This is a genomic window from Candidatus Thiodiazotropha sp. AKAK2, from assembly GCF_058244685.1.
In genome coordinates this window covers 266,324-281,282 of the sequence record NZ_JBSYOP010000017.1, presented here as the reverse complement: position 1 = coordinate 281,282, position 14,959 = coordinate 266,324, and the positions used below count along the sequence as shown (strand labels likewise).

At 53.2% G+C, this 14,959-nt stretch carries 12 protein-coding genes; 10 read left to right on the top strand and 2 right to left on the bottom strand.

Features of this window, described 5'->3' with window-relative positions; translation table 11 throughout:
* The first annotated feature begins 10 nt into the window (after positions 1-10).
* The 10 genes from gyrA (at position 11) to ihfB (ending at position 12,545) form a co-directional block, all read left to right on the top strand.
* Positions 11-2,593: a DNA gyrase subunit A gene (gene gyrA / locus AC4IE8_RS07010; RefSeq protein WP_068995349.1), complete on the top strand. Its 2,583-nt coding sequence runs from the start codon at positions 11-13 to the stop codon at positions 2,591-2,593.
* A gap of 201 nt (positions 2,594-2,794) precedes the next feature.
* Positions 2,795-3,877, top strand: a complete 1,083-nt coding sequence (gene serC / locus AC4IE8_RS07005; RefSeq protein WP_068995350.1) for a 3-phosphoserine/phosphohydroxythreonine transaminase — start codon at positions 2,795-2,797, stop codon at positions 3,875-3,877.
* A 95-nt stretch (positions 3,878-3,972) separates the two neighbouring features.
* Positions 3,973-5,151, top strand: coding sequence for a phosphoglycerate dehydrogenase (locus AC4IE8_RS07000; protein ID WP_068995351.1), 1,179 nt, complete (start codon positions 3,973-3,975; stop codon positions 5,149-5,151).
* A 15-nt stretch (positions 5,152-5,166) separates the two neighbouring features.
* On the top strand, positions 5,167-6,252 hold the full coding sequence (gene pheA / locus AC4IE8_RS06995) for a prephenate dehydratase (protein WP_068995353.1): 1,086 nt from the start codon (positions 5,167-5,169) through the stop codon (positions 6,250-6,252).
* Positions 6,253-6,285: 33 nt separating this feature from the next.
* A complete protein-coding gene (gene hisC, locus AC4IE8_RS06990) occupies positions 6,286-7,398 on the top strand; it encodes a histidinol-phosphate transaminase (protein WP_490790650.1) in 1,113 nt (370 codons plus the stop codon).
* Complete coding sequence (locus AC4IE8_RS06985; protein WP_068995356.1) at positions 7,395-8,270, top strand: prephenate dehydrogenase; 876 nt, start codon at positions 7,395-7,397, stop codon at positions 8,268-8,270. The genes hisC and AC4IE8_RS06985 overlap by 4 nt, the downstream gene beginning before the upstream one ends.
* Before the next feature lie 35 nt (positions 8,271-8,305).
* Entirely contained in the window at positions 8,306-9,643 is a 1,338-nt protein-coding gene (gene aroA, locus AC4IE8_RS06980) for a 3-phosphoshikimate 1-carboxyvinyltransferase (RefSeq protein WP_490790649.1), read from the top strand.
* Positions 9,640-10,314 (top strand): (d)CMP kinase, encoded by a 675-nt coding sequence (gene cmk / locus AC4IE8_RS06975; RefSeq protein WP_490790648.1) that lies wholly within the window; start codon positions 9,640-9,642, stop codon positions 10,312-10,314. Before aroA ends, cmk begins: the two co-directional genes overlap by 4 nt.
* Before the next feature lie 131 nt (positions 10,315-10,445).
* Positions 10,446-12,122: a 30S ribosomal protein S1 gene (rpsA, locus tag AC4IE8_RS06970; protein WP_068995359.1), complete on the top strand. Its 1,677-nt coding sequence runs from the start codon at positions 10,446-10,448 to the stop codon at positions 12,120-12,122.
* A gap of 102 nt (positions 12,123-12,224) precedes the next feature.
* Positions 12,225-12,545, top strand: coding sequence for an integration host factor subunit beta (gene ihfB, locus AC4IE8_RS06965; protein ID WP_068995360.1), 321 nt, complete (start codon positions 12,225-12,227; stop codon positions 12,543-12,545).
* A gap of 93 nt (positions 12,546-12,638) precedes the next feature.
* On the opposite strand, the gene phoR is transcribed toward ihfB, so the two are convergent.
* Both phoR and phoB read right to left on the bottom strand, forming a co-directional pair.
* On the bottom strand, positions 12,639-13,997 hold the full coding sequence (phoR, locus tag AC4IE8_RS06960; protein ID WP_068995361.1) for a phosphate regulon sensor histidine kinase PhoR: 1,359 nt from the start codon (positions 13,995-13,997) through the stop codon (positions 12,639-12,641).
* Positions 13,994-14,701 (bottom strand): phosphate regulon transcriptional regulator PhoB, encoded by a 708-nt coding sequence (phoB, locus tag AC4IE8_RS06955; protein ID WP_068995362.1) that lies wholly within the window; start codon positions 14,699-14,701, stop codon positions 13,994-13,996. The genes phoR and phoB overlap by 4 nt, the downstream gene beginning before the upstream one ends.
* Between the last annotated feature and the right edge of the window lie 258 nt (positions 14,702-14,959).

Below are 14,959 nucleotides of genomic sequence, written 5' to 3'. Positions count from 1 at the left end.
CCCTTAACTCATGACAGAATTCGCGAAAGAAGTACTTCCCGTCAATCTCGAAGACGAGATGCAGCAATCCTACCTGGCCTACGCGATGAGCGTGATCGTAGGCAGAGCCCTCCCAGATGTCCGTGATGGACTGAAACCTGTACATCGTCGTGTGCTCTATGCGATGAATGAGTTGGGCAACGACTGGAACAAGGCCTATAAGAAGTCAGCCCGTATCGTCGGTGATGTGATCGGTAAATATCATCCCCATGGCGATACGGCGGTCTACGACACCATCGTACGTATGGCGCAGCCGTTCTCGATGCGCTACATGCTGATCGACGGGCAGGGAAACTTCGGTTCGGTGGATGGTGATTCACCGGCCGCCATGCGTTACACCGAAGTCCGTATGGCGCGTATTGCCCATACCATGCTCGACGATCTCGATAAGGAGACCGTGGATTTCGTCGCCAACTACGATGAAACCGAGCATGAACCTTCCGTACTGCCGGCGCGGATCCCCAACCTGCTGATAAATGGCTCAGCGGGTATCGCGGTCGGCATGGCAACCAATGTTCCGCCGCATAATCTGACCGAGGTGATCAATGCCTGTGTGGCACTGATCGACAATCCCGATAGCTCCATCGATCAGCTGATGGACCATCTGCCGGGGCCGGATTTTCCCACCGCCGGATTGATCAATGGCGCCACCGGTATCCATGAGGCCTACCATACCGGCCGTGGGCGCATCTATATGCGTGCCCGCAGTGAAATCGAAACCGATGAGAACAATGGCAAACAGACCATCATCGTCAATGAACTGCCGTATCAGATCAATAAAGCCCGGCTGATCGAGAAGATCGCCGAGCTGGTCAAAGACAAACGCATCGAGGGGATCACGGAGCTGCGTGACGAGTCCGATAAGGACGGCATGCGCATCGTCATCGAACTGCGCCGGGGTGAAGTGGCTGAAGTGGTACTCAATAACCTCTATCAGCAGACAGCCATGCAGAGTGTCTTCGGCATCAACATGGTTGCCCTGGTGGATGGCCGGCCGAGACTGCTCAATCTCAAACAACTGCTGGAGTTTTTTATCCGCCATCGCCGTGAGGTGGTGACCCGCAGAACGCTCTATGAACTGCGTAAAGCGAGAGATCGGGCCCATGTGTTGGAAGGCCTGGCTGTAGCATTGGCGAACATCGATGAAGTGATCCAGCTGATCAAGCAGGCGGCCAGCCCGGCTGAGGCGAAAAAGGGGCTGTTGGCTCAATGCTGGAAGTCCGGTGCTGTTGAGGCGATGCTGGCGCGTACCGGCGCAGCCTCTACCCGGCCAGAAGAGTTAACCGATGAGTTTGGCCTGACGGAAGCGGGCTACCGTCTGACGGAAGTCCAGGCCCAAGCCATTCTGGAGCTGCGACTGCACCGCCTGACTGGTCTCGAGCAGGATAAGATCATCAAGGAGTATGAGGATCTGTTGGAGAAGATCGCTGATCTACTCGACATTCTTGGCAATCCCGACCGTCTGATGCAGGTGATCCGCGATGAGTTGATCGAGATTATCGAACAGTATGGCGACGAGCGTCGTACTGAGATTATTCAGACCCGTCTGGATCTGACGCTTGAGGATCTGATCACCGAAGAGGATGTGGTGGTCACGCTCTCCCATGCGGGTTATGCCAAGGCTCAGCCGGTGAGTACCTATCAGGCTCAGCGACGGGGTGGCAAGGGTAAAGTGGCGACCGCCACCAAGGATGAGGATTTTGTCGATAAACTGTTCGTCGCCAGTACCCACGACACCATTCTCTGTTTCTCCAACATGGGCAAGGTCTACTGGCTGAAAGTCTATGAACTGCCCCAGGCAGGCCGCAATGCCCGCGGTAAGCCGATCGTCAATCTGTTGCCACTGGAGAGTGACGAGCAGATCAACGCCATACTGCCGGTGAGAGAGTATCAAAGCGATCGCTATGTCTTCATGGCCACCAGTTCCGGAACGGTCAAGAAAACCCCGCTGGAGGCTTTCTCCAGACCCAGGGCAAACGGCATCATTGCGGTGGATCTGAGGGATGGGGACAAGCTGGTCGGAGTCTCGGTAACCGACGGTGAACAGGACATCATGCTGTTCAGCAGCAGTGGTAAAGCGGTTCGTTTCTCCGAAGACAACGTTCGACCGATGGGACGTACGGCCTGTGGCGTGCGCGGCATACGCCTGGAAGCAGAACACAAACTGGTATCACTGATTGTCGCCTCGGAAGGTGATGTTCTGACTGTGACTGAAAATGGTTACGGCAAGCGTACTGCCATCGAGGAGTATCCGGTGCACGGTCGAGGTGGCCAGGGTGTTATCTCGATCCAGACATCGGATCGTAACGGCAATGTGGTTGGTGCGGTTCAGGTCACCGATGAGGATGAGGTGATGATGATCACCGATGGGGGAACCCTGGTGCGCAACCGGGTTGCGGAAGTCTCCCAAATGGGTCGTAACACGCAAGGTGTGATCATGATCAGACTCAGTAACGAAGAGAAACTGATCGGTATCGAACGGGTTGAAAGTCTGGATGGTGAAACCGATGAAGAGGTTGAAGGGGATGAGTCAGCCCAGGACGCGGACGAGTAATCGGATTTGTAACGATTCAGATCAGCCCTAGAAAGTGCGATTTTTAGGGCTGACCAAATGGGAGAGTGAGACTTCTCCCCTTTGGAAACCCAAAATACGGGGCCATCTGAGTGGTTACACGGATTTTTCATTTTATATAAAGTAAGGGTTGGGAGATTCCACTCCCGAGCCTGTTCTTCACAGCAAACTTGAGAGGCTAAGATGTCACGAGTCTTTAATTTCAGCGCCGGACCGGCGATGTTGCCGGAAGCGGTTTTACAGCAGGCACAGGAAGAGATGCTGGATTGGCATGGCGCTGGTATGTCGGTGATGGAGATGAGTCACCGGGGTAAGGAGTTCATGTCTATCGCTGAACAGGCCGAGGCGGATCTGCGCAGTCTGTTGAAAGTGCCGGACAACTACAAAGTGCTGTTCCTGCAGGGCGGCGCCTCCAGTCAGTTTGCAATGATTCCGATGAATCTGGCCAGTACAAAGCACAAAGTGGATTACATCAATACCGGCTCCTGGTCGAAAAAGGCGATCGCTGAGGCGAAGCGCTTTGCCGATGTGAATATCGCTGCCACCACGGAAGATTCCAAGTTCACCACCACCCCCGGACAGTCTGAACTGCAACTCAGCGGTGATGCCGCCTATGTGCACTACACACCCAATGAGACCATCCAGGGAGTAGAGTTTCCCTACACACCTCAGACCGGTGGTGTACCGCTGATCGCCGATTTTTCCTCAACCATTCTTTCCAGACCGATCGATGTTTCCAACTACGGGATCATCTATGCGGGTGCACAGAAGAACATCGGCCCGGCCGGTTTGACCCTGGTCATCATTCGTGAGGACCTGATTGGCCAGGCAGCTGAAGATACTCCGGTGATGTTTCAATACGCCACCCACAATGACAATGGCTCGATGTACAACACACCACCGACCTATGGCTGGTATCTGGCCGGACTGGTCTTTAAATGGCTGCAGGATCGAGGTGGTCTGGAAGCCATGGCGGAAGTGAATCAGCGTAAATCGGCGGCACTCTACAGTGCGATCGATAACTCCGATTTCTATGCCAATCCGGTGACACCGGAGAGCCGCTCCTGGATGAATGTGCCATTCACGCTGGCGAATGCCGATCTGGACGGCAAGTTTCTTGAAGGCGCCAGTGCTGAAGGTCTCAAGACCCTGAAAGGGCACCGCTCGGTAGGTGGTATGCGGGCCAGCATCTATAACGCAATGCCCGAAGAGGGAGTGCAGGCATTGATCGACTATATGGCTGAATTTGAGCGGGTAAACGGTTAATCCATCCGTACAAATCGTGTGCATGCAAGCGTTATCCATAACCCGTAAGCCCAGCGAGCAATCGAGCTGAGCGAATCAGAAACAAGAGAGACAGTATGTATAAAATCTTGACCCTGAATAATATATCTGTGGCCGGTTTGGATCGTTTGCCACGGGACAGTTATGAAGTTGCCTCTGAAGTCAGCCATCCGGATGCAATACTGCTACGTTCCTACAAGATGCATGAAATGGAGATTCCACCGACAGTACAGGCCGTTGGGCGTGCCGGTGCCGGTGTCAACAACATTCCAGTGGCTGATATGACGGGCAAGGGTATTCCGGTCTTCAATGCGCCGGGCGCCAATGCCAATGCGGTAAAGGAGCTGGTATTGGCCGGTGCCCTGCTGGCGGCAAGAAACTTGGGACAAGCCTGGCGCTTCGCCACCGATCTTGATGGCAGCGACCCGGAGGTTTCGAAACAGGTTGAGTCGGGTAAAAAGGATTTTGTCGGATTTGAGTTGCCCGGCCGCACCATGGGGGTAATTGGTTTGGGAGCGATCGGTGTCAAAGTGGCCAATGCCTGTCGTGCATTGGGTATGAATGTGATCGGTTACGACCCAACCATCACCGTGCAAAGCGCCTGGAAACTGGCCTCTGAGGTGGAACAGGCGCTCAGCGTCGATGATCTGTTGTCAAAGTCTGACTTTGTGACTTTTCATGTGCCCCTTACCGATGCTACAGCCGATATGATCAATGCGGACCGGCTTAAACTGATGAAGCCGGGTTCTGTCCTGCTCAATTTCGCCCGCAACGGCATTATCAATGACCAGGCGGCCGTTGAGGCTCTGGATAGCGGTCATCTTTATGCCTATGTGTGTGACTTTCCGAATAATCTGCTAAAGGAGCACCCCCGGGTGATCACGCTGCCTCACTTGGGGGCATCGACCAAGGAGGCGGAAGACAACTGTGCGATTATGGTGGCGGACCAGGTCAAGGACTATCTGGAAAACGGCAATATCACCAACTCGGTCAATTTTCCAAGCATCAATCTGCCAAGAAACGGTGGTCATCGGATCGCGGTAGTGAATAGTAATGTTCCCAACATGGTGGGCCAGATCTCCACCGACCTGGCCAATGAGGGACTGAACATTCTCGATATGCTGAACAAGTCACGTGACGATGTGGCGGTGACCCTGCTTGATGTGGATCAGAAACCGAGTGAGCAACTGATCGAAACCCTCTCTTCCATCGATGGTGTCCTGTCTGTCCGCTCCTTGAACGGCAGCACTAACTGACCTTAGGGCTTTTGCATGAACGATGATGCCAAGCTGAAGAGCATACGCCAGCGAATCGATGAAATCGATTCACAGCTGCAAGCACTGATCAACGAACGTGCAGAAGCGGCACAGGAAGTGGCACGCATCAAGTTGAGCGCCAATCCTGAGGCGGAGTTTTATCGGCCTGAACGGGAGGCTGCGGTACTACGCAAGGTCAAAGACCGAAATCAGGGTCCCTTGGAGAGTGAAGAGGTAGCACGTCTGTTCCGGGAGATTATGTCCGCCTGCCTGGCGCTGGAAAAGCCTCTGAATGTAGCATTTCTTGGGCCTGACGGAACCTTCACCCAGGCTGCTGCCTTGAAACAGTTTGGACATTCTGTGCGAACCCATTCACTGAATTCGATCGGGGATATCTTTCGTGATGTGGAAGCGGGAGCCTGTCAATACGGCGTCGTACCGGTGGAGAACTCCACGGAAGGCGTTATCAGTCATACCCTGGACAGCTTTCTGAATTCACCTCTGCTGATTAGTGGTGAGGTGACCCTGCGAATCAATCATCAGCTGCTCAGCAAAGAAAAGGAGCGTGCATCTGTACAAAAGGTCTATTCTCATGCCCAGTCGCTGGCCCAGTGTCGTGGCTGGCTCGACCGCCATCTGCCAAACGCTGAGCGTATCGCGGTAAACAGTAATGCGGAAGCCGCCGGGCTGGCCTCACAGCAGAGCGGCAGCGCGGCGATTGCCGGAGATGCGGCCGGCGAGATCTATCAGTTGAACCAGTTGGCAACCAACATCGAGGATGAACCGGGGAATACCACAAGGTTCCTGGTTATCGGCAAACAGGATGTGGCTGCCAGCGGTATGGATAAGACAACCATCCTTTTCTCAACTCACAATAAGGCGGGTGGTCTGCATGAGATGCTAAGCCCGTTTGCGGAACATGGCATCAGCATGACCCGCATCGAGTCCAGACCCTCCAGACGAGGGCGCTGGGACTATGTCTTCTTCGTCGATGTTGAAGGCCACAAGGATGATCACAATCTCTCCCAGGCATTGAAAAAAATCGAGCAGTCCGCAACACAATTCAGAGTGTTGGGCTCCTATCCAAAAGCGGTTCTTTAACACCGCCGATAGCACAAATTTGAATAACGGCCGATGAAGCGTTCAAACCTTCCTTTCCTAACACATGCTGCCGATGGTGTTTGGGCACTGACACCCTACGTACCGGGCAAACCGATCGCTGAACTGGAACGTGAGCTCGGCATTCGCCATTCGATCAAGCTTGCGTCCAATGAAAATCCGCTCGGTGTCAGCTCCAGGGTTACCCAGGCCGTGACGGAGGCGATGGGGGAGATCTCCCGTTATCCGGACGGTAGCGGTTTTGAGTTACACCAGCGACTGGCCGAGAAACATCAGTGTGATGCCTCACACATCACCATTGGCAACGGTTCCAATGATGTACTGGATATGGTGGCCAGGGTTTTTCTGGCTCCCGGCAAAGAGTCACTGTTTTCCCAATATGCCTTTGCGGTCTATCCAATCAGCAGCCAGGCCGTTGGGGCGACCTTGATATCGGCGCCAGCCAAAGACTATGGTCACGATCTGAACGCCATGTTGCAGCGGTTGAGCGACAAGACGGCGGTTGTCTGGATTGCCAATCCCAACAACCCGACCGGCACCTGGCTAACGGAGCACGCGCTGTATGGTTTTCTGCAAAAGATTCCTGAAACCACCATTGTCGTCATCGATGAGGCCTATCTCGAATATGTTCAGGCCACCGAATACCCTGATGCTTCCCAGTGGCTGGATGAGTTTTCCAATCTGATCGTGACCCGTACCTTTTCCAAGGCCTATGGTCTGGCGTCGCTGAGGATCGGTTACGCGCTGTCGCATCCGGATATCGCGGATCTGCTGAATCGGGTTCGACAGCCATTTAATGTCAACAATATGGCCCAGGTCGCTGCGCTGGCAGCACTCGAGGATGACGACTTCATTCAACAGAGCGTGGCACTGAATGACGCCGGGATGAAACAGCTTTGTCAGGGTTTTGAAACGCTATCGTTGGCCTACATTCCTTCAGTCGGTAATTTCATCACCCTTGATCTTGGCAGCGATGCAACTGCAGTCGATCAGGCATTGTTGAAGCTGGGTTGCATAACCCGTCCGCTGGCCGGTTACGGCATGCCCAACCATTTGCGAATCTCCATCGGACTGGAAGAGGAGAATCAACGGCTCCTCTCTGCATTGAAAGAGGTGCTTCAAAGATGATCGAAAAGCTGGCAATCATTGGAGTGGGCCTGATTGGTGGTTCGGTAGCCATGGCGCTCAGGGAGGAGGGTAAGGTAAAGGAAGTGGTCGGCTGCGGCCGAGGTGAGTCGAATCTACAGAAAGCCCAGCAGTTGGGTGTGATTGATCACTATACCCACGATGTGGAACAGGCGGTTCAGGGTGCAGATATGGTGCTGCTTGCAGTACCTCTGGGCGCCATCCGGGATACTTTCGAGAAGATGAAAGGGCAGCTGGCAGAGCATGCCGTGGTCACCGATGCGGGTAGTGTCAAAGGCAGTGTAGTGCGGGATGCCGAAGCGGTGTTTCAGGGTGTCCCGGACTTTTTGGTTCCTGGTCATCCGATTGCCGGCACAGAGCGCAGTGGCGTCGAGGCGGCATTTGCGGAACTCTATCGAAACCGCCGGGTGATTCTGACACCGCTAGCCGAGACCCGCCCCGATGCACTTCAGCGGGTTGAACAGATGTGGCGGGATTGTGGTGCAGCGGTTTCCAGCATGAGTGTGGAACACCATGATGAGGTGTTGGCGGCGACCAGTCACCTGCCTCATATGCTCGCCTACTCCCTGGTGGATAGTCTTTCCCGGATGAAAGAGAATGACGAAATCTTCCGTTTTGCCGCGGGTGGATTCCGAGATTTTACCCGGATTGCTTCAAGCAATCCGGTGATGTGGCGGGATATCTGTATTGCCAATCAACAGGCGCTGGGCGGTATGTTGACCCGTTTCGCAGATGAGCTGCACGACCTGGCTGCCTTACTGGAGCAGGGTGATGAGGAGGGCTTGCTGAGACTTTTCGAATCGGCCAAGCTGGCCCGGGATTGCTACGTGGATGGTGTCAAACACCCGGAATAACAAGCATCCTCTCTTTCTGTTTATAGCCAACAATTATGAGTACAACCGAGTTGCAAACAACAAAACGATACTATCAGGTGAATCCCGGCGGAACATTGAGCGGCAGCATCCGGGTGCCTGGCGATAAATCCATATCCCATCGTTCGATCATGCTGGGTTCGCTGGCTGAGGGTGAGACCCTGGTCAACGGATTTCTTGAAGGGGAAGACAGTCTCGCTACACTCAACGCATTTCGGGCAATGGGTGTTCAGATCGAAGGACCTGAAGCTGGGCGGGTGAAGATCAAAGGGGTTGGAATGAATGGCCTTTCAATACCCGCTGCGCCACTGGATCTCGGTAATTCCGGAACCTCAATGCGGCTGCTTAGCGGCCTGCTGGCTGGCAGTGGTGTTGCTGTGACCTTGACTGGTGATCATTCGCTCTCCGGCAGGCCGATGGGGCGGGTAATCGATCCACTGAGTGAAATGGGCGCGAAAATCGACTCTCAGCCAGGTGGTACTGCCCCCTTGGTGTTGGCGGGAGATCAACAGCTCAATGGAATCGACTATCAGCTGCCGCTGGCCAGTGCCCAGGTCAAATCTGCGGTTCTTCTGGCCGGTCTCTATGCGCAGGGTGAGACCTGCGTAACCGAGCCTGCGCCAACCCGGGATCATACCGAGCGTATGCTGCAGGGGTTTGGCTATAGTTTGCAACGTGACGGTGCCAGAACCTGTCTTCAAGGGGGAGGCAAACTGACCGCCTGTGAAATCGATGTGCCGGCGGATATCTCTTCAGCAACCTTTTTTATGGTTGGGGCTGCCATTGCCGAGGGTTCCGAGGTCAGATTGCAGCATGTGGGCATCAATCCGACCCGGGACGGTGTGATCTCGATTCTGCGCTTGATGGGGGCCGACATCGAGCTACTCAATCAGCGGGAAATTGGCGGCGAACCGGTTGCTGACATCGTGGTGCGTTCCAGCCCACTGAAGGGCATCGACATACCCGAGGAGCTGGTGCCGCTGGCGATCGATGAATTCCCGGCGATCTTTGTTGCGGCGGCCTGTGCGGAGGGGGAGACCCGTCTGCAGGGGGCGGAAGAACTCAGGGTCAAGGAGAGCGACCGGATTCAGGTAATGGCGGATGGGTTGAACTCACTGGGGGTCCAGGCGCAACCAACCCCTGACGGCATCCTCATCAAGGGTGGGCCGATCTGTGGTGGCCAGGTCGAAAGTCATGGTGATCATCGGATTGCCATGTCGTTCGCGATGGCCGGACTGGCTGCCAGCGGTTCCATCGAGATTGCCGACGTGGCGAATGTGAACACCTCTTTTCCGGGATTCGTGGAGCTGGCCGGTCATTGTGGCCTGAGCATTACTGAGGTGTCAGGAAAATGAATGATATTCCAGTAATCACCATAGATGGGCCGTCTGGCTCCGGCAAGGGTACCCTGGCAAGTCGGGTCGCGGAGACCCTTGGATGGCGTCTGCTGGACAGTGGCGCGATCTATCGAGTGCTGGGGCTCGCCGTTGAACGTGCTGGTATAAGTTTCGAAAATGTAGACAAAGTCGTAGAAATGGCAAGACGTCTGGATCTTACCTTTGAGCAGGGCAAGGTTTTACTGGGTCAGGACAATGTGGCGGATGCGATCCGCACGGAAACCGCCGGTAATGCGGCCTCCAAAGTGGCGGCAATACCCCAGGTGCGCCAAGCGTTGCTGAATTGGCAGCAGAGTTACGCTAAAGCTCCGGGATTGGTGGCTGATGGGCGGGATATGGGAACGGTGGTTTTTCCCGCCGCAGAAGTGAAAATATTTCTTACCGCAAGTGTGGAAGAGCGCGCGTTAAGACGTTATAAACAGTTGAAAGAAAAGGATTTGGGTGTTAATCTCGCCGATCTTACTGATGAGATTAAAGAGCGTGACGAGCGTGATAGCGGGCGGGCGGTAGCTCCGCTCAAGGCGGCGTCGGATGCCTGGCAGTTGGATTCGACAAAATTTTCCGCCGATGAGGTCTATCAACAGGTCATGCAGCGCGTCTATAATGCGCTGCCTGAATCGGCGAGTTAGGCTCGGAAATTCAGTAAGTAATCAGGTGGCCGGGTGAATCCCGGCTTTGTTTTAACTTTAACCCTGGTGGAACGGATCAGCTTGATCGCGCTTCACCTGTGCAACAGACATGTTGCAGGAAACCCAATCCCATGACCGAAAGTTTTGCAGAATTATTTGAGGAGAGTCTCTCCAGTACCCAGCTTCGCAGCGGCGCCATCATCATTGGTACCGTGCTCGATATTACCTCTGAAGCTGTTATCGTCAATGCCGGCCTGAAGTCCGAAGGCGTCATTCCCCGTTCACAATTTCTCAACCATGCCGGTGAGATCGAAGTAGAAATTGGTGATCAGGTCGAAGTGGCCCTGGACGCTGTTGAAGATGGCTTTGGCGCCACCAGACTCTCCCGTGAAAAAGCCAAGCGCGACCAGGCTTGGAAAGTTCTTGAGAAAGCTCACGAAGCTGAAGAGACCGTCATTGGACGTATCAATGGCAAGGTCAAAGGCGGCTTTACTGTTGAATTGAACGATATCCGCGCTTTCCTGCCCGGCTCACTGGTGGATGTGCGTCCGGTACGCGATACCGCTTACCTGGAAGGCAAGGATCTGGAATTCAAAGTGATCAAGCTGGATCGTCGTCGCAACAACGTGGTGGTTTCACGCCGTGCCGTTGTTGAACAGGAATACAGCGAAGAGCGGGAGAAGCTGCTCGAGAACCTACAGGAAGGCCAGGAAGTCACCGGTGTGGTCAAGAACCTCACCGATTACGGCGCCTTTGTCGACCTGGGTGGTATCGACGGCCTGCTGCACATCACCGACATGGCCTGGAAGCGGGTCAAACATCCTTCCGAGGTTGTTGAGATCGGTGATGAGATCCGCGTCAAGATTTTGAAATTCGATCGTGAACGTAATCGTGTTTCACTGGGTCTCAAGCAGATGGGTGACGATCCTTGGGTTGCATTGGCACGCCGCTATCCTGAAAGCACCCGTCTGTTCGGTAAGGTTACCAACATTGCCGATTACGGCTGCTTTGTTGAGATCGAAGAGGGCGTTGAAGGTCTGGTGCATGTCTCTGAGATGGATTGGACCAACAAAAATGTTCACCCCTCAAAGATTGTCTCCCTGGGAGATGAGGTTGAGGTCATGGTTCTGGATATCGATGAAGAGCGCCGTCGTGTCTCGCTCGGTATCAAACAGTGCAAGCCCAACCCATGGGATGAGTTTGCCGCCATTCATAAGAAGGGCGATCATGTCAGTGGCAGTATTAAGTCGATCACCGACTTCGGTATCTTCATCGGCCTTGATGGTGGTATCGACGGCTTGATTCATCTGTCCGACATCTCTTGGGATGATGAAGGTGAGGATGCCATCCGCAACTTCAAGAAGGGTGACGAAGTGGAGACCGTTGTACTCTCTGTCGACCCTGAGCGTGAGCGTATCTCTCTGGGTATCAAACAGCTGGCACAGGATCCTTTCTCACTGTTCGTTGCTGCTAACGAAAAGGGCAGTTTCGTCAAAGGAACCGTTGCCGAGATAGATGCCAAGGGTGCAGTAATTAACCTGGCCGATGGTGTTGAAGGCTATCTACGGGCTTCAGAACTCTCTCGGGATCGGGTTGAAGATGCTCGCTCAGTACTGAAAGAAGGTGACGAAGTAGAAGCGAAATTCATCGGAGTTGACCGAAAGAACCGTACCATTTCGCTCTCGATCAAGGCTAAGGACGCTGATGAAGAGGCCGCAGCCATCAAAGGTTATGCCAGAGATGCTGCAACCAGTGCCCCGACATTGGGTGACTTGCTGAAGGAGCAGATGGATAATCAGGGCGACTGATAGATCCTGGAGTCTGCAGCAGAAAGACTCCGAAACCGCAAATAAGGGGTTGCACTCAAGGTGCAACCCCTTACAAAACGGCGAATTGGAGAACTTACAAGAATGACAAAATCCGAACTGATAGAAATTATTGCCAAGGAGCAAAGTCATCTCGCCTACAGGGATGTTGAACTGGCTGTTAAATGTATGATTGAACACATGAGTCAATCACTCGCATCCGGAGAGCGGATCGAGATTCGTGGTTTTGGCAGTTTCTCACTGCACTACAGACCGCCGAGAATGGGACGCAATCCCAAGACCGGTAAAACAGTCGCGCTTTCAGGTAAGTACGTGCCACATTTCAAACCCGGTAAAGAGCTGCGGGATCGGGTGAATATCAACTACACCACCGCATTGGAAGACAAGGAAGAAGAGACGGCATAAGGCTGTGCCTGTTTTGATCAGACTATGAGTCAGGCTGGGCCGGTTTTATGGGCCAGTCGATTGTGCATCTCTAGGCAGGTTTCTCTGCCATTTTCAACTGTCTTGGGTCGATTCCAAGTCGTTGCTGAGTTGTCCCTCAAGCGTTTTCAGATTGCGTTTGTGCAAAATGACATCTTCCGGAAACAGGCATTTAAATTGGCTGCCTGATCCCAGCTGACTGGAGATCTGCAGCTCGCCATCATGGCGCCCGATAATGTGTTTAACAATTGCCAGTCCCAGGCCGGTTCCGCCTGACTGACGGGAGCGGGCTTTATCTGCACGATAGAATCTTTCGGTTAGCCTGGGGATATGTCTTTGATCAATGCCTGGTCCACTGTCGGCAACTGTCAGGCAGGCCAGATCGTCCAATCTTTGCCAACTGACATTGATCTCAGTCCCAGGTGGAGTATGAACAATGGCATTGAATACCAGGTTTGAAAAAGCACTGGTCAGCTCGCTCTCTTCACCCAACAGGCATAACTCATTATCCACTTGCAGGTTAATCGTATAATCACCTTTTTGATCGGCCAGCAGGCGCGCCTGATCAACAATTCTGCTGAGCAACTCGGGTACTGCGATTGGCTTGTCGGATGATGGTGCCTCACCCATCTCCAGTCGGGACAAGGCAAGCAGATCATTGATGATATTGTTCATCCGTTCAGCCTGTTGGCTCATCAAGGTGAAAGGGCGTTGCTGGAACGGCAGCATCTCGTTGTCACCCAGATTCTCCAGAAAACCGGTTATTACCGTGAGTGGTGTTCTTAACTCATGGGATACGTTTGAGACAAAATCCCGGCGTGTCTGATTCAGTGTGTAGACGTCGGTAATGTTCCTGATCACCACCAGACGCTGGGCCTTTTTGCCGCCAAAGCGGGTCACGCGCAAAGAAACAATGATTGCCTTGTTGACCGGGGAAGGAAACTCCAGGGGTTTGGAATAGTCAGGATTTTTCAAATAGTCTGCCAGATCGTCATGTTTGATCCGTTCCAGCAGTGAGAGATTTTCATCCCTTGGCCAACTGATATGGAGCAGATTATTGGCTGCTGGATTGGCCCATTCGATATTCCCGGATTTATTCAGCAGGATCAGGCCATCCGGTATCGAGTTGGTGACTTTTCTGAAACGGGAAGCGAACCGGTTCAGGGTACGTTTACGTTTGCGACTTCGCAGTCGATGCCTGGAGAGCTCTTTGTAGATCATACCCCAGATATCAGCTGGGTATGGTGGTGTGATTGGTTTGCCGTGATTGATTAAATGGGCAAGTTTGATCAGATAAAAGCCATGTTTGGTCAGATAGGCAGTAATCGCAAGTGCCGCCGCGAGAGTCAGTGTGTCTGTCAAATATCCGAACGGTAAAAAAACCAGCAATGCGCCTGTTAGTTGGCTGATTTCAATGTTGAGATAGTTTCTCACGGTATTTCTGAGTTATCACTGGCAAGTTGAGGTGTAAACCGATAGCCAACCCCACGAACGGTCTGTATGAAACGATGGTGGTTGGATGGCGTTAGTAATTTTCGCAGACGCCGGATGTGTACATCAACGGTTCTCTCATCCACATAGACATCATTACCCCAGACATGATCCAGAATCTGAGATCGGCTATAAACGCGTTCGGGATGGCTCATGAAAAAAAACAGCAGATTGTATTCTGCAGGTGAGAGATGCAGGGGGGTTTCATTGGTCAGTACAAGATGCTTTACCGGGTCGAGGGTTAAACCGTGAAAAGCAAGCGCTTGTTGGTCTGCTGAGCCACCAGAGCGCCTTAAAACCGCATTGATACGCGCAATCATCTCCCTGGTGGAGAAGGGTTTGGTGATGTAGTCATCCGCGCCACTGTTCAAACCTGTCACCTTGTCCACTTCATCCGCTTTTGCCGTCAGCAGGATGATCGGTGTGGAGGCTGGTGATACCTGTTTCAGCTCCTTGGTGAGGTCCAATCCTGATCGGCCAGGCAGCATCCAATCCATCAGGATCAGATCATAACACTGATCTGCCAACAGTTTCCGCGCATCCTGGGCATTATCGGCTTCGCTTAGAACAAACCCTTTCGGTTCCAAGGCAAAGCGGATCATCTCGCGAATCTCCGGTTCATCTTCGACGATTAATATTTTCGGCATCGGAGCCCAAATGTTTGATGGTGGTCAGGAGACATCAGAGGTCCTAGGGACTGTTATTGTACCCAGCGGCGTTATCATTCACTCTTGTAGAATAACCACACTACACTCATTCTGCCATGCTGGCACAAAAACAGATCCAGCAGGAAGTCTTGGATTCGGGTTAACAGGCCCTCGTAGACCCAACAGGTAAATTGTACCGTATGGTTGCATAAACATTTAACGTTGTTTCAACTCTTCAGAGATTGCCGATTAAATGGT